Annotated in this window: 18 protein-coding genes; 5 read left to right on the top strand and 13 right to left on the bottom strand. The window is 62.2% G+C overall.

Annotation, left to right across the window (positions count from 1 at the left end; translation table 11 throughout):
- Positions 1-36: 36 nt before the first annotated feature.
- The 11 genes from HX803_RS04270 to HX803_RS04220 all read right to left on the bottom strand — a co-directional run bounded on the left by HX803_RS04270 (position 37) and on the right by HX803_RS04220 (position 9671).
- Positions 37-528, bottom strand: a complete 492-nt coding sequence (locus tag HX803_RS04270) for a DUF2878 domain-containing protein (RefSeq protein ID WP_178919202.1) — start codon at positions 526-528, stop codon at positions 37-39.
- A complete protein-coding gene (locus tag HX803_RS04265) occupies positions 521-1792 on the bottom strand; it encodes a cyclopropane-fatty-acyl-phospholipid synthase family protein (RefSeq protein ID WP_178919200.1) in 1272 nt (423 codons plus the stop codon). The genes HX803_RS04270 and HX803_RS04265 overlap by 8 nt, the downstream gene beginning before the upstream one ends.
- Positions 1779-2588 carry a DUF1365 domain-containing protein gene (locus tag HX803_RS04260; RefSeq protein ID WP_178919198.1) on the bottom strand — a complete coding sequence of 270 codons (810 nt, stop codon included), beginning with the start codon at positions 2586-2588 and terminating at the stop codon, positions 1779-1781. Before HX803_RS04260 ends, HX803_RS04265 begins: the two co-directional genes overlap by 14 nt.
- Positions 2585-3832, bottom strand: coding sequence for an FAD-dependent oxidoreductase (locus HX803_RS04255; RefSeq protein ID WP_178919196.1), 1248 nt, complete (start codon positions 3830-3832; stop codon positions 2585-2587). Before HX803_RS04255 ends, HX803_RS04260 begins: the two co-directional genes overlap by 4 nt.
- Positions 3829-4611 (bottom strand): SDR family oxidoreductase, encoded by a 783-nt coding sequence (locus HX803_RS04250; RefSeq protein ID WP_178919194.1) that lies wholly within the window; start codon positions 4609-4611, stop codon positions 3829-3831. Before HX803_RS04250 ends, HX803_RS04255 begins: the two co-directional genes overlap by 4 nt.
- The gene (locus tag HX803_RS04245) at positions 4608-5030 is read right to left on the bottom strand and encodes a nuclear transport factor 2 family protein (RefSeq protein ID WP_178919193.1); all 423 of its coding nucleotides are present in this window, start codon (positions 5028-5030) and stop codon (positions 4608-4610) included. The genes HX803_RS04250 and HX803_RS04245 overlap by 4 nt, the downstream gene beginning before the upstream one ends.
- Positions 5023-6468, bottom strand: coding sequence for a deoxyribodipyrimidine photo-lyase (phrB, locus tag HX803_RS04240; RefSeq protein WP_178919192.1), 1446 nt, complete (start codon positions 6466-6468; stop codon positions 5023-5025). The genes HX803_RS04245 and phrB overlap by 8 nt, the downstream gene beginning before the upstream one ends.
- Positions 6469-7398, bottom strand: coding sequence for a MerR family transcriptional regulator (locus tag HX803_RS04235; protein ID WP_178919191.1), 930 nt, complete (start codon positions 7396-7398; stop codon positions 6469-6471).
- 3 nt (positions 7399-7401) lie between these two features.
- The gene (locus HX803_RS04230) at positions 7402-8361 is read right to left on the bottom strand and encodes a DUF523 and DUF1722 domain-containing protein (RefSeq protein WP_178919190.1); all 960 of its coding nucleotides are present in this window, start codon (positions 8359-8361) and stop codon (positions 7402-7404) included.
- 111 nt (positions 8362-8472) lie between these two features.
- Positions 8473-8688 (bottom strand): TIGR02450 family Trp-rich protein, encoded by a 216-nt coding sequence (locus HX803_RS04225; RefSeq protein WP_178919189.1) that lies wholly within the window; start codon positions 8686-8688, stop codon positions 8473-8475.
- Positions 8685-9671, bottom strand: coding sequence for an NAD(P)/FAD-dependent oxidoreductase (locus tag HX803_RS04220; protein WP_178919188.1), 987 nt, complete (start codon positions 9669-9671; stop codon positions 8685-8687). The genes HX803_RS04225 and HX803_RS04220 overlap by 4 nt, the downstream gene beginning before the upstream one ends.
- A gap of 210 nt (positions 9672-9881) precedes the next feature.
- Here HX803_RS04220 and HX803_RS04215 point away from each other — a divergent pair, with 210 nt between their 5' ends.
- Together HX803_RS04215 and hemH are read left to right on the top strand one after the other, a co-directional pair.
- A complete protein-coding gene (locus HX803_RS04215; protein ID WP_178919187.1) occupies positions 9882-10781 on the top strand; it encodes a TIGR01777 family oxidoreductase in 900 nt (299 codons plus the stop codon).
- Positions 10782-10795: 14 nt separating this feature from the next.
- The gene (gene hemH, locus HX803_RS04210; RefSeq protein WP_178919186.1) at positions 10796-11818 is read left to right on the top strand and encodes a ferrochelatase; all 1023 of its coding nucleotides are present in this window, start codon (positions 10796-10798) and stop codon (positions 11816-11818) included.
- 140 nt (positions 11819-11958) lie between these two features.
- On the opposite strand, the gene HX803_RS04205 is transcribed toward hemH, so the two are convergent.
- Both HX803_RS04205 and algW read right to left on the bottom strand, forming a co-directional pair.
- Positions 11959-14052 carry a TonB-dependent siderophore receptor gene (locus tag HX803_RS04205; RefSeq protein WP_178919185.1) on the bottom strand — a complete coding sequence of 698 codons (2094 nt, stop codon included), beginning with the start codon at positions 14050-14052 and terminating at the stop codon, positions 11959-11961.
- A gap of 111 nt (positions 14053-14163) precedes the next feature.
- Positions 14164-15318, bottom strand: a complete 1155-nt coding sequence (algW, locus tag HX803_RS04200) for a Do family serine endopeptidase AlgW (RefSeq protein WP_178919184.1) — start codon at positions 15316-15318, stop codon at positions 14164-14166.
- Positions 15319-15420: 102 nt separating this feature from the next.
- On the opposite strand from algW, the gene HX803_RS04195 reads away from it, so the two are divergent.
- The 3 genes from HX803_RS04195 to cysN all read left to right on the top strand — a co-directional run bounded on the left by HX803_RS04195 (position 15421) and on the right by cysN (position 19239).
- Entirely contained in the window at positions 15421-16179 is a 759-nt protein-coding gene (locus tag HX803_RS04195; RefSeq protein WP_178919182.1) for a Nif3-like dinuclear metal center hexameric protein, read from the top strand.
- 234 nt (positions 16180-16413) lie between these two features.
- Positions 16414-17331, top strand: coding sequence for a sulfate adenylyltransferase subunit CysD (gene cysD / locus HX803_RS04190; protein WP_005784641.1), 918 nt, complete (start codon positions 16414-16416; stop codon positions 17329-17331).
- 9 nt (positions 17332-17340) lie between these two features.
- A complete protein-coding gene (gene cysN, locus HX803_RS04185; protein ID WP_178919180.1) occupies positions 17341-19239 on the top strand; it encodes a sulfate adenylyltransferase subunit CysN in 1899 nt (632 codons plus the stop codon).
- The last annotated feature ends 106 nt before the right edge of the window (positions 19240-19345 follow it).

Below are 19345 nucleotides of genomic sequence, written 5' to 3'. Positions count from 1 at the left end.
AAGCGCGTCATGCGCGTATGAATGCTCTGACGGACGTCAGTGCCCCAACTGCCGCGCAACCCAGTGCAGCACCGGGAACACCACGGCCCACAGCAGCGCGAGGCCGATCAAGGTAGGCGCTGTGCCGTAGCCGAAACTCACACCGGCCAACTGGCTGCCCGCGTAATACGACAAGGGCCCGGCCGCCGCGCCCAACACGCTGGCACGCCACCAGGGGCGTGCGGTCCACGCCAGGCAATGGCGCAAAGTGGTCGCGAGCAATGCCCACAGCAGCACCAGCCAGAATGGAATCAGCGGCCCGGGCAGGCTGAAATGAAACACACCAAAGGTGCGCAACGAGGTGTCGATCACCGTACCGAGCAAGGTCACGGCGAGGATCACTTGGCCTTCCTCGGCCCAGGAACTTGTCCACAGCAAATGAATGGCCAGCGCGGCGAGCCCTACCAGCAGCCAGCGGCTGTCGCCACCGAGTACACAGGCAAACCAGCCGCCTTGGAACAGCGCGGCGTTGACCAGCGGTTTAAGCACTGAAGCGCCCGAGCAAGGGCGGGTTGATCGCCGCAGGCTTGGCCAGCAGCAACTGCGCGGTCCCAATCGTTCGTTCCATGAATCCCCCTTCGCAGTAGCACAGGTAGAACTCCCACAAGCGCAGGAAGTACTCATCGTAGCCCAACTCGGCGAGGCGACCATGGGCGCGGCGAAAGTTCTCGTGCCACAGGCGCAGGGTTCGCGCGTAGTGCAGGCCGAAATCCTCCATGTGCAGCAGGTTCATGTCGGTGTCGCGGCTGACAATGTGCAGCATGTTCTGCACACAGGGCAGCGCGCCACCGGGGAAGATGTAACGCTGAATGAAGTCGACACTGTTCTTGGCCTGCTCGAAGCGCTGTTCCCGAATGGTGATGGCTTGCAGCAACATCAGGCCGTCAGCCTTGAGCAGGTGGGCGCATTGCTTGAAGTAGGTCGGCAGGAAGCGGTGGCCCACGGCCTCGATCATCTCGATGGAGACCAGCTTGTCGTATTGGCCGGTGAGGTCGCGATAGTCCTGCAGCAACAGGGTCACCTGGTCGTTCAGGCCCAGGGTGTCGATGCGTTTTTCGGTGTAGGCAAACTGCTCCTTGGACAAGGTCGTGGTGGTGACCTTGCAGCCATAGTGCTGGGCCGCATACAGCGCCATGCTGCCCCAGCCGGTGCCGATTTCCAGCAAGTGGTCAGTCGGCTTGAGCGCGAGCTTCTGGCAGATGCGTTCCAGTTTGTTCAACTGGGCCTGTTCCAAGGTGTCGTCGGGAGTAAGAAATTGCGCCGCCGAATACATCATCGTCGGGTCGAGGAATTCTTCGAACAGGTCATTGCCCAGGTCGTAGTGGGCGGCAATATTTTTCTGCGAGCCTTTGCGCGTGTTGCGGTTGAGCCAGTGCAGGCCCTGGGTGAACGGGCGAGCCAGTCGTGCCAGGCCGCCCTCCATCGCATCCAGAACATCCAGGTTGCTGACCATCACGCGCACCACGGCGGTGAGGTCCGGGCTGCTCCAGTAGCCGTGGATAAACGCCTCGCCCGCACCGATGGAGCCGTTGGCCGCCACCAGGCCCCATACGGCCGAATCGAGGATCTGGATTTCCCCCAGCAGGTGCGCTTCCCGGGCGCCGAACACTTGGCGTTCGCCGTCTTCGATCACCACCAACTGGCCATGGCGCAACTGGCTGAGTTGGCGCAGCACCGCCTTACGCAGCAGCGCGGTGGTCATGCCGTTGACGTTCAGGCGGTTGGCCTTGACCGATAAGCTAGGGGTTTTCATGGCGGCGATCCTTGGTATACCCGACTGCGGTGCGAGAGGCGCCATCGGCGGCCCGGTGGGAAAAAATCGGTGTGCGTTTGAGCAACAGGCGCAGGGCCTGCCAGTAAATCGCCAGGCACGTCTTGGCGGTCATCCACGGAAAGCGCCACAGGTAGCGGTGCAGGCTGGCGCGGCTCAGGGCTTCTTTTTGCAGGTTCAGGGTGGCGTCGAAGACTTTAAAGTCGCCTTGCCAGTCGGCCATGTGCACACCGAGCTTGGCGGCGGGCGGGCTGAAACTCATGCGGTATTCCAGCTCGCGCGGCAAAAACGGCGACACATGAAAGGCCTTGGCCACGGAAAAATGCTGGTGCTCATCGGCACCCAGCGCCTGGGCGGGCAGCACGTAGTGATAGCGCTCGCGCCAGGGGGTGTTGGTCACTTCACACAAGATCGCAGCCAGTTGTCCGTCGGCCTCGAAACAGTAGAAGAAACTCACAGGGTTAAAAGCCAGGCCCCAACTGCGGGCCTGGGTCAGTAGGCAGATTACGCCCTGGGGTGTACGCCCCAGTGCCTTGCCGACTTCGTGGCGCACGGCATCGGTCAAGCTCATGCCGTGGCGCGTCAATTCACGCAGGTAATCCTGCTGGCGAAAGCCGAAGGGCGCCAGACGGCTCGCGCCGGCCAGGGGCGAGAGCCCGAGCACTTCGTCTTGTTCGCTCAAATCCAGGTACAGCAGGCCGATGCGGTAACGAAACGCGTGGGCCTTGGGCGCGAACCGCCGATGGGCGATCCAGCCGCTGTACAGGGCGCTGTTCACAGGCGCTCTCCAAAGGCTTCGGCCACACGCAAGGCGCTGGTCACGCCGTCTTCGTGGAAACCGTTGGCCCAGTAGGCGCCGCAATAAAAGGTATGGCGCGTGCCGTGCAACTCTTGCCAGCGCGCTTGGGCAGCCACGGCCGCCAGGCTGTATTGCGGGTGTGCGTAGGTGTAGCGGGCCAGGATCTTGAGCGGGTTGATCATTGGCGTCTGGTTGAGGCTGACGCAAAAGGTGGTGGCGCTGTCGATGCCTTGCAGGATGTTCATGTCGTAGGTCACGGCCGCCTGGGTCTGCACGCTGCCGGTCAGCCGGTAATTCCAACTGGCCCAGGCCAGTTTGCGGTCCGGCAGCAGGCGGGTGTCGGTGTGCAGCACCACATCGTTGTCGGCATAAGGCAGGGCACCGAGAATCTCTTGTTCGGCCTGGCTCGGGTCGGCGAGCAGGGCCAGCGCCTGATCGCTGTGGCAGGCAAACACCACCCGATCAAAGGTTTCGCGGCCGGCCGGGCTGTGGATAACCACGCCATCGTCTGTGCGCTCGACGTTATGCACAGGGCAATTGAGGCGCACCTGCTGGCGAAAACTGCGGGTGAGCGGTTCGATGTAGCTGCTGGAACCGCCCTCGATCACGCACCACTGTGGCCGGTTGTTCACCGAAAGCAAACCGTGGTTCTTGAAGAAGCGCACGAAGAACTGCAAGGGAAACCCCAGCATATCGGCCAGGGACATCGACCAGATCGCCGCGCCCATCGGCACGATGTAGTGCCGGATAAATCGCGGGCCGTAGCCACCGGCCTGGAGGTAGTCGCCCAGGGTCATCTCGGCACTGATGCGTTGCTCTTGCAGGTCCAGTGGCGCCTGGCGATTGAAACGCAAGATGTCGCGCAACATGCCCCAGAACCCCGGAGACAAAATATTGCTGCGCTGGGCGAACAGGCTGTTGAGGTTATTGCCGTTGTACTCGAAGCCTTCGTTCTGGTCACACACCGAAAAGCTCATCTCGGTGGGTTTGAAGGTCACCCCGATCTGTCCCAACAAGCGAATGAAGTTGGGGTAGGTCCAGTCGTTGAACACGATGAAGCCGGTGTCCACCGCGTAGCTTTTATCCTCCACGGTCACGTTGACCGTGTGGGTATGCCCGCCGATGCGCTCGCCGGCTTCGAACAGCGTGATGTCGTGGTTACGGTTGAGCAGGTAAGCACTGGTCAACCCGGCAATGCCGCTGCCTACAATCGCGATCTTCACAGGTCATCCTTCTGCGGCGGCGGGCTGCGCAGCATGCGTTTGCCGATGATCAGCTGCGCGCGGTTGGGCAGTTTCGACAAGGGCCACAAGGTGGCAATGAACAGCGCCGGGAAGGCGATTTCCAACGGGCGTTTTCCAAGCTTGGCAAAGATGTGCCGGGCGGCCTTGCCGGCAGGCCAGCTCAGGGGCATGGGGAAATCATTGCGCTCGGTCAGTGGCGTGTCGACGAAGCCCGGGCTGATCACCGTGACGTCGATGTTCTCCGGCGACAGGCTGATACGCAGCGATTCAAGCAGGTAACGCAGCCCGGCCTTGGACGCGCCATAGGCTTCGGCGCGCGGCATCGGCAGGTAGGTCACGGCGCTGGCAACGCCCACCAGGTGCGGCGTTTGCCCGGCGCGCAACAGGGGCAGCGCGGCTTCGATGCAGTAACTGCTGGCCAGCAGGTTGGTGCGCACCACGTGCTCGATGATCGATGAGTCGAACTGCCGGGCGTCCACGTATTCACAGGTGCCGGCGTTGAGGATCACGGTGTCGAGCGAGCCCCAGGCCGCGCCGATGTGCTCGCCGATTTCGCGTACGGCCTGGCTGTTGGTCAGGTCGCCGGCCACCACCAGCACCTGCCCCGGGTAGCGCTGGGCGAGGGCTTCCAGCGGGCCTATGGTGCGTGAGCTGAGGGCGACATGGGCGCCGCTGTTGAGCAGCTCCACGGCCAGCGCGGCACCGATGCCACTGCTGGCGCCGGTCAGCCAATAACGACGGGGCGGTACACGGCTCATCCCATCCTCCTTTTCAGCCAGCTGACCACACTGCCCAGCACGGGCAAGTGTTCGTAGAGCATCGCGCCGGCGTCGAAATAATCGCGATGGCGGTAGACCTTGTCGCGCCACATCAGGTGCGAGCAACCTTCCACTCGGATCACCTTGCCATTGGCCAGGCGCGGGTGACAAAAACTCATTTTCCAGCGCAGGTAGCCTTCGCCTTCGGCCACCTGGTCGAAGCCGTGGAAGTCGAAGCGCAACTGGCTGACGTTGCTGTACAGGTCGGCAAAGTAGCGGTGCATCGCGGGCAGGCCGTGAACTTCATGCAGCGGGTCGGCGAAGGCGATGTCCTTGCTGTACAGGCTGTCGAGCAGGTGCAGGTTGTGCTTGTCCAGCGTGGCAAACGCCTGGGCGAACCGGCGCAGGAAGTCACTCATGTGCGCCTCCGACGGCTTCACGTGAAGGCAGGCTGCGGAAGGCCGCCAATGCTCGCTCCCGGGATTTCTTCAGGTCGACGATCGCACGCGGGTAGTCCGCCACGCCGAACAGGCCGCCGACCGCCTCGGGGTTGTGCACTTCCTTTTTATTCAGCGCGGCCAGTTCGGGCAGCCAGCGCTTGATGAATACGCCTTCGCTGTCGAATTTCTCCGACTGGCTCAGCGGGCTGAAGATGCGGAAATAAGGTGCCGAGTCAGTGCCGGTGGACGAACTCCATTGCCAGCCGCCGTTATTCGCCGCCAGGTCGCCGTCGATCAGGTGGCGCATGAAGAAACGCTCGCCTTCGCGCCAGTCGATCAGCAGGTTCTTGGTCAGGAACATCGCCACCACCATGCGCAGGCGGTTATGCATCCAGCCGGTTTCGAGCAACTGGCGCATGGCGGCGTCGATGATTGGCAAGCCGGTACGCGCCTCCTGCCAGGCGGCGAGGTCCTTGGGCGCATTGCGCCAGTCCACGGCTTCGGTCTCGGGGCGGAACGCACGGTGGCGCGACACTCGTGGGTAACCGACAAGGATGTGTTTGTAGAACTCACGCCACAGCAGCTCGTTGATCCAGGTGATGGCGCCCATGTCGCCGCTTTCGAACTCCCCCTGATTGGTTTGCAAGGCGGCATGCAGGCACTGGCGTGGCGACACCACGCCAGCAGCCAGGTACGCCGAAAGCTGGCTGGTGCCGGGCTTGGCCGGGAAGTCGCGTTCGTCCTTGTAGTAGCTGATCTGCTGGTCGGCGAAGGCGTCGAGGCGGCGGCGCGCTTCGTCTTCACCGGCCGGCCAGAGGGCGCGCAAGCTGTCGCTGGGCGGCTCGAAGCCGTCGACGGTTTCAGGCACGGGGTCGCTGTGGATGGCGGTTTTTGCCTGGGCCTTTGGCGTGGCCACCAAGCGTGGCAAGGCGCTGTGCAGGCGGGTGTAGCAGACCTTGCGGAACTGGCTGAACACCTGGAAATAGGTGCCGGTTTTGGTCAAGACGCTGCCGGGTTGGAAAAACAGTTGGTCCAGATAGCTGTGGAACGTCACACCGTCGGCTTCCAGGGTCTTGGCCACGGCGGCATCGCGGCGGCTTTCGTGAATGCCGTATTCCTCGTTGACGTGCACCGATTCCGCCGACAACTCGCGGCACAGTGTGCTCAGCACGCCGGGCGCCTGGTCCCAGGTGGCGCAGGTGCGGATCAACAGCGGAATATTCAGTGCGCCGAGTGCCTGGCTCAGGTGCGTCAGGTTGCGCAGCCAGAAGTCCACTTTGCACGGGGCATCATCGTGGGCCAGCCATTGTCCGGGCGTGATCAGGTACACGGCCGCGATCGGGCCCCGCTGGCTCGCGGCGGCCAGGGCGGTGTTGTCGTGTAGGCGCAGGTCGGTGCGCAGCCAGATCAAATGCATTTAGACGATTCCACGCTGGATCAGTATCTGGTGAGCCGACAACGGGTCTTCGGCCACGAACAATTCAGGGATGTCACGGGTTAATACGGCCAGCTCGGCTTTGTGGATGCATACCGTTGGTCCGGTTATCAGTTTTGGGCAACTCACGCCGCCGAACAGTTTGGCCAGGGCCGATAGGTGCAGGGCTTTGCTCGAATACAGCAGAACCGCACGGGGTTGCAGGTGTTCCACCGCCAGGGCCAACTCGCCCGCCGGTAATGGCCAATCGAAGACTTCCACCGGGCAGTCGGCACTGCTCGCCAGCCAGGCGCTGAGCCACAGGTGTGGCTCCAGGGGCAGGTCCGAATGATTGACCAGCAACAGCGGAGCGCCTTGGAGCTGGCGGTTGTTGTGGTAGATGCGTGCGCCGAACTTGCTGCGCAGCCAGGACAAGAAAAACACCCGCTCCATCTGGGCGCCAAACTGGCCCTGCCAGCGTTGTTCCAGTTCCTGGAGCAGCGGCAGCATCAATTGCTCGCACAAGGTGCGCGGCGGGTACAGCGCCATGGCCTGGTTGAAGGCGTCGTCGACCCGGCGTTCAGCCAGTTCGCTGATGGCGGTCACCAGGTTCTGGCGCAAGGCATTCCATTCGTTTTCGACGGCGTCGGGGTTGGCTTGCGCGGAGTCGATCAGGCCTTTCACCTGGCTGACCGGTACGCCGCGATTGAGCCACGTCAGAATGGTGTGAATACGTTGAACATGCTCGGCGCTGAACAGTCGGTGCCCCTTGGGCGTGCGTTGGGGCACGATCAGCCCGTAGCGGCGCTCCCAGGCGCGCAGGGTCACGGCGTTGACGCCGGTCTGGCGCGCCACTTCGCGGATCGGCAACCAGCCGTCTTCGAGGGCTTTGGCAATGTCTTCGCCGGGTTCGTCTTGCAGGGCAGGTTTCATAGGTTAGATCGCGTTTCGCAGGCTGAGATTTTCCGGATGCGGTTGCAGGTAGGCCTGCTGCGCGATGTAGCGGTCCGGGTGTTGGCGAAAATGGTGTTTGAGCAGGGTCAGCGGCACCACCAGCGGCACGATGCCATGGCGGTACTGGCCGATGACGGTTTGCATTTCCTGCTTGTCGTCGGCGCTGATGGCCTGCTTGAGGTAGCCGCTGATGTGTTGCAGCACGTTGGTGTGGGTGCCGCGGGTGGCGCATTTTTTCAGGCCGGTCATCAGGTCGCTGAAATAGCCGTCGGCCAACGCTTCGAGGTGGGTGTCCTTGCTCATGCTGCCCAGCAGGTGGCCGAGGCTTTTGTAGTGCACCGGGCTGTGGGCCATCAGCAAGTATTTGTAGCGCGAATGGAAAGCCAGCAAGTCATGACGGGTCAGGCCGCTGGCGCGTAATTGCTGCCAGCTGGCATATACGAAGACGCGGGTCAGGAAGTTTTCCCGCAGCACCGGGTCATTCAGGCGGCCGTCTTCTTCCACGGGCAGGTTGGGGTGGCGGGCGCAAAAGGCCTGGGCATAAATACCGCGCCCGCCGCCGTCCACCGGGGTGCCGTTGTCGCGATACACCTTGACCCGCTCCAGGCCACAGGACGGCGACTTCTGCATGAAAATGTAGCCGCACAGGTCAGTGTGTTCCGCCGCCATCTGCTGGCCGTAGGCTTCCAGCGGCTGGGTGACGTTGAGGTCACGTTGCACGGTGCCGACGGCCTGGGGTTGGGCAGGATCGCCGACCAGGCGGATCGGCTCGCGGGGGATGCCCAGGCCGATGGCGACTTCGGGGCACAGTGGCACGAAGTCGAAGTAGTCAGCGAGGGTCTGGCTGCACAGCAGGGATTGTTTGTGGCCGCCGTTGAAGCGTACGTTCTCGCCTAGCAGACAGGCGCTGATGGCAATCTTCGGCTTTCCGATGGTGGACATGGTCAAACCCCTGCTGGATTCCTGTACAAGTCAAAAAAATTGTATAACTAAATCTCATCATAGATTTGATGCTGTACAAGTCAAATATTTTGTACAAGTATTTGCGGGGTGTTACTTCCAGCCCATCCGCCAGGCTTCGGCATTTTGCAGGGTTTGCCAGGCCAGGCGTTCAGCGCGTCGGGTCATTACGGCTTGCAGCTCGATTTCCAGCACGGTGCCTTCTTCGTCACGAAACAGCTCGGTGACCAGGAAGTGTTTTTCCTTGTTGCGTGGATGGGCTGCCGTCCACTTCGACAGCAGCAATTTGGCCGGGTTGACGCGGTTCATTGCAGGTGTTCGATCAGGCGCCGCGCGGCTTCCTGGCCGCTGAGCCATGCCCCTTCGACCCGGCCCGAGAGGCACCAGTCGCCGCACACATACAAGCCCAAGTCTGCGTCAGCCAACACGCCAAATTCGTGGCTGCTGGACGGCCGCGCATACAGCCAGCGGTGCGCGAGGCTGAAGGACGGCGCCGGCATGGCGCTGTGCAGCAGTTCGGCGAAGGCGCCGTGCAGGTGTTCAATCACCGCTTCTTTGGGTAAGTCCAGGTGCGCCTTGCTCCAGGCGCTGGTGGCGTGCAGCACCCAAGTGTCCAGGGTGGTGTCACGTCCGGGCTTGCTACGGTTGCGGGCCAGCCAATCGAGAGGGCTGTCCTGGACGAAGCAGCCTTCCATGGGGGTATCCAGTGGTTTGTCGAACGCCAGGGCAATGGCCCAGGTCGGATCCATCTTCACGCCAGCGGCGGCGCTCGCCAGTTTGGGCGCAGCGGCCAGCAAGGCTGTGGCTTGGGGTGCTGGCGTGGCGATGACCACATGGCTGAAGGGGCCGTGGTTGCCGCCGTCGGCATCCAGCAGGTTCCAGTGGTGGGTGCCCTGGAACACTTCGGTGATACGGCAGCCGAACGCCACCGGCAGGTCATCAAGCAGGGCGCGGGTGATGGCGCTCATGCGGGGCGTGCCGACCCATCGGATCTGTTCATCGGGGGAGGGGGTGAGTTGGCCGGACTTGAAGTTGTACAGCTGGGGTTTCCATTGCTCGGCCCAACCGTTGCTTTGCCAGCGTTGCACTTCGTTGACGAAGCGCCGGTCGCGGGCGGTGAAGTACTGTGCGCCCATGTCCAAGGCGCCGGCATCGCTGCGCTTGCTGGACATGCGGCCACCACTGCCGCGGCTTTTATCGAAGAGTTGTACAACATGCCCCGCGTCTCGTAACGCTCGGGCGGCTGAGAGACCGGCGATGCCGGTGCCGATGATCGCGATGGGAACAGTCATGGGAGGCCTCGTTTTACCGTTGGGTACAGACTACGCCGACACCAATAGCTGTACAATATTGTTTTTTGGTATAAGTTTTGGCATGCCTGTTCTAACGGTGTGACCTATGGTTAAAGCTGAGGCTTAGCCAACGTTACGCCCGTTTACAAATGATCCCTTTCTATAAAATAGACCAGTGATCGACGGCGAACGTTACATCAGGAGTGTCCCATGCATATTTTGCTGACCGGCGGTACGGGTCTGATCGGCCGCCAACTGTGCCAACGCTGGCTGGCGCAGGGGCATCAACTCACGGTATGGAGCCGTGAGCCGGAGACGGTCGCCAAATGGTGTGGTGCTCAAGTGCTGGGCGTCGGCCGTCTGCAAGAGGTGATCGGCCCGGTGGATGCGGTCATCAACCTGGCGGGTGCGCCGATCGCGGATCGCCCCTGGACCCGCAAGCGCAAGGCGTTGCTGTGGAGCAGCCGCATTAGCCTCACCGAAACCCTGCTGGCGTGGATCGAGGGTTTGGAGCACAAACCCGCCGTGCTGATATCGGGTTCTGCGGTGGGCTGGTACGGCGACGGCGGTGAACGCGAACTGACCGAGGCAAGCGGCCCGGTGCAGGATGACTTCCCCAGCCAGCTGTGTATCGCCTGGGAGGAAACCGCCCTGCGCGCCGAGGCCTTGGGTGTGCGTGTGGTGCTGGTGCGCACCGGCCTGGTGCTGGCGGCGCAGGGCGGCTTTTTGTCGCGGCTGCTGCTGCCGTTCAAGCTGGCGCTGGGCGGGCCGATCGGCGATGGTCGGCAGTGGATGCCGTGGGTGCATATCAAGGATCAAATCGCCCTGATTGATTTTCTTCTGCACAAGAACGACGCCAGCGGTCCTTATAATGCGTGCGCGCCACACCCGGTGCGCAACCGCGAGTTTGCCAAGACCTTGGGCCAGGTGCTGCACCGCCCTGCGTTCATGCCGATGCCGGCGTTTGCGCTGAAGGTCGGGTTGGGCGAGTTGTCCGGGTTGTTGCTGGGCGGGCAGAAAGCGCTCCCCGAACGCTTGCTGGCGGCCGGTTTCACTTTTCAGTTCACAGAGTTGCACGCGGCCCTGGAAGACCTGTCCAGCCGCCTCTAGCCATAGGATGTTGCATGACGGATCACGCGTTGTTACTGGTCAACCTGGGTTCACCGGCGTCCACCTCGGTGGCCGATGTGCGCCGCTACCTCAATCAATTCCTGATGGACCCCTACGTGATCGACCTGCCGTGGCCGGTGCGGCGTTTGCTGGTGTCGCTGATCCTGATCAAGCGCCCCGAGCAATCGGCCCACGCCTACGCGTCCATCTGGTGGGACGAGGGCTCGCCGCTGGTGGTGCTCAGCCGCCGCCTGCAACAGCAGATGACTTCTCAGTGGAGCCACGGCCCGGTGGAACTGGCGATGCGTTACGGCGAGCCTTCCATTGAAAGCGTGCTGACCCGTCTCGCCACGCAAGGCATTCGAAAGGTCACCCTGGCGCCGCTGTACCCGCAGTTCGCCGACAGCACCGTGACCACGGTGGTGGAGGAAGCCCGCCGCGTGGTGCGTGACAAAAAGCTCGACCTGCAATTTGCCACCCTGCAACCCTTCTACGATCAACCCGAATACCTCGACGCCCTGGTGGCCAGCGCCAGGCCGCATTTGCAGCAGGACTACGACCACCTGCTGTTCAGCTTCCACGGGCTGCCCGAACGGCACCTGCAAAAACTCAACCCGGGGCATTCCTTCGACGGCGCCACCGATTGCTGTGTGGATGCATCGCCCCAAGTGCGTGCCACCTGCTATCGCGGGCAGTGCTTCAGTGTGGCGCGTGACTTTGCGGCGCGCATGGGCTTGCCCGAAGACAAATGGTCGGTGGCTTTCCAGTCGCGCCTGGGTCGGGCCAAGTGGATCGAGCCTTACACCGAGGCCCGCCTGGAAACCCTGGCCCAGCAAGGTGTGAAAAAGCTGCTGGTGATGTGCCCGGCGTTTGTCGCCGATTGCATCGAGACGCTTGAAGAGATCGGCGATCGCGGGCTGGAACAATTCCGCGAGGCGGGAGGCGAGGAGTTGGTGCTGGTGCCGTGCCTCAATGACGACCCGCAGTGGGCGAAAGCGTTGAATGCCTTGTGCGAAAAAGCACCAGTGTCGCTATAGCTGAAGCCAGTGAAGATCAAAATGTGGGAGCGGGCTTGCCCGCGATGGGGGCGTGTCAGTCGATAGATTTGTTGGCTGATGCACCGCTATCGCGGGCAAGCCCGCTCCCACATTAGCCCTCCCACATTTTTTTACCGTGTTTACAGGTTAAGGGTGAGGCTGACGGTCAGGTTGCGCGGTTCGCCCGGGTTGACCCAGTAGCTGCTGTAGGACCGCTCGTAGTACTTCTCATCAAACAGGTTGTTGAGGTTCAGGCCCAGGGTGACGTTCTGCGTCGCCTTATAATGGGCGAGCAAGTCGACGGTGTGGTAAGCCGGTAGCTCAAAGCTTCCGCCTGCTTCGCCGGAGCGATCGCCCACATAGGTAAACGCCGCACCCAAGTCAGAACCGCGCAATGCGCCGTCCTGAAATTCATACACCCCCAACAGGCTGCCGCTGCGCTTGGCCACGCCCAGTATCCGGCTGCCGGCTGGAATCGCCTTGTCGCCTTCTGTCACTTCGGCATCGATATAGGCGAACGCGCCGATCACTCGAACAGCGTCTGTCACCTGCCCGGTCATTTGCAGGTCAAACCCTTGGCTGCGTGCTTTGCCCATGGCGCGGTTGAGGTTGGTGGCTGGGTCCAGGGCCAGCACGTTTTCCTTCTCGATATGGAAGGCGGCGAGGGTGGTGCTGAGGCGGTCGTCGAACAGTTCGCTCTTGATCCCCACTTCATAGCCCACGCCTTCTTCGGGTTTGAAGGGTTTTTTGTCGGCGCCCAGTCCGCTGTTGGGTTTGAACGAGGTGGAGGCGTTGGCGAATACGCCGACGTGCGGCGTGAGTTGATACAGCAGGCCCGCGCGCTGGGTGACGGCGTCGTGGGTCTGGTGGCTTTTGGGCGCGCCGGTGAAGTCTTCGATGTGTTGGTCGAAGTGCTCGAAGCGCGCCCCGAGCATGCCGCGCAGGCGGTCGGTGAAGATGATTTGGTCCTGCAGGTTCAGCGCGTGGCTTTTGGTCTGCTCGAAGAAATCGGTGCCCGAGCGCAGGCCGTTGGGTTTGGCCTGGCCGTAGACCGGGTTGTAGAGGTCGATGGCGTAGGGGCTGCCGGTGATGGCGGTCACGCGTTCTTTCTTGCGGTAGTCCTCGTATTCGGTGCCGATCAGCAGCTCGTGTTGCCAGCTGCCAACGTCAAACAGCCCGCGCAGTTCAAGCTGGGTGATGCTGTCGTGCCAACCGGTGGAGCGCTCGCGGTAGCGGCGGTTGACGGTATGCCCATCGGCGTTGAGTGCGCGGCTTTCCGATGCGTCACCCCACAGGCTGCCTTGTTTGTAGTGGCTGGCCAGGCGCAGTTTCCAGGCGTCGTTGAGGTGGTGTTCGAGGGCCGCCTGGAGGCGGTTGTTGTGGTTGCGGATGTCGCCATCGTTGGGCTCGCCGAGGAAGGTTCTGCGCGATACCCCGGGGGCGTCGACGATGCCGCGGTCGAAGGTGGAGCGATGGCGCACGAATTCGCTTTCGACGAGCAGGCTGGTGTCCGGGTCCAGTTGCCAGCTCAAGGACGGTGCGATGAAGATGCGCTTGGCGCCCACGTGGTCGCGAAAGCTGTGGTTGTCTTCGACCGCCAGGTTCACGCGTGATAGCACTCGGCCCTCGGGGTCCAGGGGCGTGTTCACATCCAGGGCGGTGCGATAGCGGTCCCAGCTGCCGGCGCTGGTTTGCAGGGTGGTGAAGGCGTCGGGCTGGGGTTTTTTGGTGACGATGTTCACGGTGCCGCCTGGGTCGCCACGCCCGTACAGGCTGGCGGCCGGGCCTTTGAGTACTTCAATGCGCTCGATATTGGCGGTGTCCGGTGTGCTCGGGTAGCCGCGGTTGGCGCTGAAACCGTCCACGTAGAACTCCGAGGTGGTGAAGCCGCGCACGCTGTATTCGTAAAGTGTCAGGCCGCCGAAGTTGTTTTGCTTGGACACGCCGCCAGCAAATTCCAGCGCGCGTTCCACGCTGGTGCTGCCCAGGTCCTTGAGTACGCTGGCAGGAATAACGCTGATGGATTGTGGGATGTCGCGCAGGGCCGTGTCGGTTTTGGTCGCACTGGCGGAGCGGGTGGCGCGATAGCCGTTGACCGGGCCAGTGGCGGACTCGTAAGCGTCAGAGGTGACGCTGATGGTGTCCAGTTCAACGGTGTTGTCTTCGGCGTAGGCGGGGTCGAGCAGCAAACCCAAGGCCAGGCCAGCCAAGGGGGCAAACTTTCGAGACGGCATGATAGAGCGTTCCAATAGCGATATTGAAATAATATGACATGCCTAATGAGAATGAATCGCTTCGAAACATTGCCTTACAGGTGCCCGCAAACGAGCACCTGTTCGCGGGCGTTATTCCTCTTCTTTCACCGGCGCAGGTGGTGGGCGCAGGCCGATTTCGGCCATCAGCTTGATCTCTTTGCCGTTGCGCATGACCTGGATCGCCACCTTGTCGGTCGGTTTGATCCGTGCCACCTGGTTCATCGACTTGCGGCCATCACCGGCCGGCTCGCCATCGATGTTCAGGATCACATCACCCAATTGCAGGCCGGCTTTCTGCGCCGGGCCGTCGCGGAAAATCCCCGCGACCACAATGCCCGGGCGCCCGGTCAGGCCAAACGATTCGGCCAGTTCCTTGGTCAGCGGTTGCACTTCAATCCCCAGCCAGCCGCGAATCACCTGGCCGTGTTCGATGATCGACTTCATCACCTCCATGGCCAGCTTCACCGGGATCGCAAACCCGATGCCTTGTGAACCACCGGACTTGGAGAAAATGGCGGTGTTGATACCGGTCAGGTTGCCATTGGCATCCACCAGTGCACCCCCGGAGTTGCCCGGGTTGATCGCCGCGTCGGTCTGGATGAAGTCTTCGTAGCTGTTGAGCCCCAGCTGGTTACGCCCGGTGGCGCTGATGATGCCCATGGTGACGGTCTGGCCCACACCGAACGGGTTGCCGATCGCCAGCGCCACGTCGCCTACGCGCAACGCTTCGGAGCGGCCGATGGTGATCGACGGCAGGCTCTTGAGATCGATCTTGAGCACGGCGAGATCGGTTTCCGGGTCGCTGCCGACCACGCGGGCCAGGGTTTCGCGGCCATCGCGCAGGGCTACCACGATCTGGTCGGCACCGGTGGTCACGTGGTTGTTGGTGAGGATGTAACCCTCGGGGCTCATGATCACCCCGGAACCCAGGCTGGACTCCATGCGGCGCTGCTTGGGCCCGTTGTCACCGAAATAGCGGCGGAATTGTGGGTCTTCAAACAACGGGTGAGCCGGCTTGTTGATGACCTTGGTGGTGTACAGGTTGACCACGGCGGGGGCAGCGATCACGACGGCGTCCGCGTAGGTCACCGGGCCTTGCACCACGGCGCTGGTCTGCGGGGCCTGTTGCAGGTTCACATCAAGGCTGGGCAAGCCTACAAACTCGGGGAAGCGCTGAATGATCAGCATCGCGATCAGCACGCCAGCCAACAATGGCCATCCAAAAAAACGCAGTGCCTTGAGCATCAAGTAAGTCCTGACAGGTTGCAGGGGGCGGGAGAGCGCCCATAATGTCGCGCATTATACGAGGCTGCGAGCGCCTCGGAACGGGATATTTAGGAGTCTTTTATGGCCGTCCCCCTTAGCACCCTCGTCGAGGAAGCGGACCGCTACCTCGGCAGCGCAAAAATTGCCGATTATTGCCCCAATGGCCTGCAGGTCGAAGGCCGCCCGCAGGTGATGCGCATCGTCAGTGGCGTGACCGCCAGCCAAGCCCTGCTGGACGCGGCCGTCGAAGCCCAGGCTGATCTGATCCTGGTGCACCACGGTTATTTCTGGAAAGGCGAGAACCCCTGCATCACCGGCATGAAGCAGCGCCGCCTGAAGACGCTGCTCAAGCACGACATCAGCCTGCTGGCCTATCACCTGCCGCTGGACCTGCACCCCGACGTCGGCAACAACGTGCAACTGGCCCGCCAGTTGGACATCACCGTCGAAGGCCCGCTGGACCCGGGCAACCCCAAGGTCGTCGGCCTGGTTGGTTCCCTCGCCGAGCCACTGTCACCCCGCGACTTCGCGCGGCGTGTGCAGGACGTCATGGGGCGCGAGCCGCTGCTGATCGAAGGCAGTGAAATGATCCGCCGCGTCGGCTGGTGCACGGGCGGTGGCCAGGGCTATATCGACCAGGCGATTGCAGCAGGCGTCGACCTCTTCATCAGTGGTGAGGCCTCAGAGCAAACCTTTCACAGCGCGCGCGAAAACGACGTCAGTTTCATCGCGGCCGGCCACCACGCCACCGAGCGTTATGGCGTGCAGGCGCTGGGCGATTACCTGGCACGGCGCTTTGCCTTGGAGCATCTGTTCATCGATTGCCCCAACCCCATTTGATCATCCTGTAGGCGCCGGCTTACCGGCGATGAGGCCCTTGGAGAGTGCATCGATGTATCGGCCGCCATCGCCGGCAAGCCGGCTCCTACAAGGGCTGTGCCCACCGAACGAGGCGGTATATCCATATATCGTTTCGATCTAGTTGGCTCCCTGAATAGAAGCAGGTGCTGTGCTAGCATGCCCCGCTCGAACACGGCCCGCTGGCCGTCCATAAGATCGTTTTCGTGAGTAGCCATGGTCGACAAACTGACGCATCTGAAACAGCTGGAGGCGGAAAGCATCCACATCATCCGCGAGGTCGCCGCCGAGTTCGACAACCCGGTGATGCTCTACTCGATCGGTAAAGACTCCGCCGTGATGCTGCACCTGGCACGCAAGGCCTTTTTCCCGGGCAAGCTGCCGTTCCCGGTGATGCACGTCGACACCCGCTGGAAATTCCAGGAGATGTACAAGTTCCGCGACAAGATGGTCGAAGAGCTGGGCCTGGACCTGATCACCCACGTCAACCCGGACGGCGTGGCGCAGGGCATCAACCCGTTCACCCACGGCAGCGCCAAGCACACCGACATCATGAAGACCGAAGGCCTCAAGCAGGCCTTGGACAAGCATGGTTTCGACGCCGCGTTCGGCGGTGCCCGTCGTGATGAAGAGAAATCCCGTGCCAAAGAGCGCGTGTACTCGTTCCGCGACAGCAAGCACCGCTGGGACCCGAAGAACCAGCGCCCGGAGCTGTGGAACGTCTACAACGGCAACGTCAACAAGGGCGAGTCGATCCGGGTGTTCCCGCTGTCCAACTGGACCGAGTTGGACATCTGGCAGTACATCTACCTGGAAGGCATCCCGATCGTTCCGCTGTACTTCGCCGCCGAACGTGAAGTGATCGAGAAGAACGGCACGTTGATCATGATCGACGACGACCGCATCCTCGAGCACCTGTCCGACGAAGACAAAGCCCGGATCGTCAAAAAGAAAGTCCGTTTCCGTACCCTTGGCTGCTACCCGTTGACGGGCGCGGTGGAGTCCGAAGCCGAGACGCTGACGGACATCATTCAGGAAATGCTCCTGACGCGAACTTCCGAGCGCCAGGGCCGTGTCATCGACCACGATGGTGCAGGCTCGATGGAAGATAAAAAACGTCAGGGTTATTTCTAAGGGGTTGTCATGTCGCACGTATCTGATTTGATCAGCGAGGACATCCTCGCCTACCTCGGCCAGCACGAGCGCAAAGAGATGTTGCGCTTCCTGACCTGCGGCAACGTCGACGACGGCAAGAGCACCCTGATCGGGCGCCTGCTGCACGACTCCAAGATGATCTACGAAGATCACCTGGAAGCCATCACCCGCGATTCGAAGAAAGTCGGCACCACCGGTGACGACATCGACCTGGCGTTGCTGGTCGACGGCCTGCAAGCCGAGCGCGAGCAGGGCATCACCATCGATGTGGCGTACCGCTACTTCTCTACCGCCAAGCGTAAATTCATCATCGCCGACACCCCCGGCCATGAGCAGTACACCCGCAACATGGCCACCGGTGCGTCCACCTGTGACCTGGCGATCATCCTGATCGACGCCCGCTACGGCGTGCAGACCCAGACCCGTCGCCACAGCTTCATCGCTTCGTTGCTGGGCATCAAGCACATCGTGGTGGCCGTCAACAAGATGGACATCAATGGCTTTGACCAGAACGTGTTCGAGTCGATCAAGGCCGATTACCTGAAGTTCGCCGATGGCATCGCCTTCAAGCCAAGCACCTTGGCCTTCGTGCCGATGTCGGCGCTCAAGGGCGATAACGTGGTGAACAAGAGCGAGCGTTCGCCCTGGTACACCGGCCAGTCGTTGATGGAGATCCTCGAAACCGTCGAGATCGCCAACGACCGCAACTACACCGACCTGCGTTTCCCGGTGCAGTACGTCAACCGTCCGAACCTGAACTTCCGCGGTTTCGCCGGCACCCTGGCCAGCGGCATCGTGCACAAGGGCGACGAAGTGGTGGTGCTGCCGTCGGGCAAGAGCAGCCGCGTCAAATCCATCGTCACCTTTGAAGGTGAGCTGGAACACGCAGGGCCTGGCCAGGCCGTGACCCTGACCATGGAAGACGAGATCGATATCTCCCGTGGCGACCTGCTGGTGCATGCCGACAACGTGCCGCAAGTGACTGACGCTTTCGACGCCATGCTGGTGTGGATGGCCGAAGAGCCGATGCTGCCGGGCAAGAAATACGACATCAAGCGCGCCACCAGCTACGTGCCGGGCTCCATCACCAGCATCGTGCACCGCGTGGACGTGAACACCCTGGCCGAAGGCCCGGCGAGTTCGCTGCAGCTGAACGAGATTGGCCGGGTCAAGGTCAGCCTCGACGCCGCTATCGCCTTGGACGGTTACGACAGCAACCGCACCACCGGTGCGTTTATCGTCATCGACCGCTTGACCAACGGCACCGTGGCAGCGGGCATGATCATCGCGCCACCGGTCAGCCATGGCGGCGCGGCGCAGCACGGCAAGTTGGCCCATGTAGCCACCGAAGAGCGTGCACTGCGCTTCGGCCAGCAACCGGCCACCGTATTGTTCAGCGGCCTGTCAGGCGCTGGCAAGAGCACCCTGGCCTATGCCGTTGAGCGCAAGCTGTTCGACATGGGCCGTGCGGTGTTCGTGCTCGATGGCCAGAACCTGCGTCACGACCTGAACAAGGGCTTGCCGCAGGACCGTGCCGGCCGCACCGAGAACTGGCGCCGTGCCGCTCACGTGGCGCGTCAGTTCAACGAAGCGGGCTTGCTCACCCTGGCTGCGTTCGTCGCACCGGATGCCGAAGGCCGCGAACAGGCCAAGGCACTGATCGGCGGCGACCGTCTGCTCACCGTTTACGTACAAGCGTCGCCGCTGGTGTGCGCCGAGCGTGATCCGCAAGGCCTGTACGCTGCGGGTGGGGATAACATCCCGGGCGAGTCCTTCCCGTATGACGTGCCGTTGAACGCCGATCTGGTGATCGACACCCAGGCCCTGTCGCTGGAAGAGAGCGTCAAGCAGGTGCTGGAGCTGTTGCGCAAGCGCGGCGCGATCTAAGCGTCACGCGCACAAAAAAGCCCGCCACCGATCACTCGGTGGCGGGCTTTTTCATTGTGGCTGAACGCATCGCCGGCAAGCCGGCTCCTACAGGTGACCGCATTCC

This window comes from Pseudomonas sp. P7548 (genome assembly GCF_013386585.1).
Taxonomy (GTDB): domain Bacteria; phylum Pseudomonadota; class Gammaproteobacteria; order Pseudomonadales; family Pseudomonadaceae; genus Aquipseudomonas.
The sequence above is the reverse complement of the archived record's forward strand: the minus strand, read 5'-3'. Positions and strand labels throughout refer to the sequence as shown.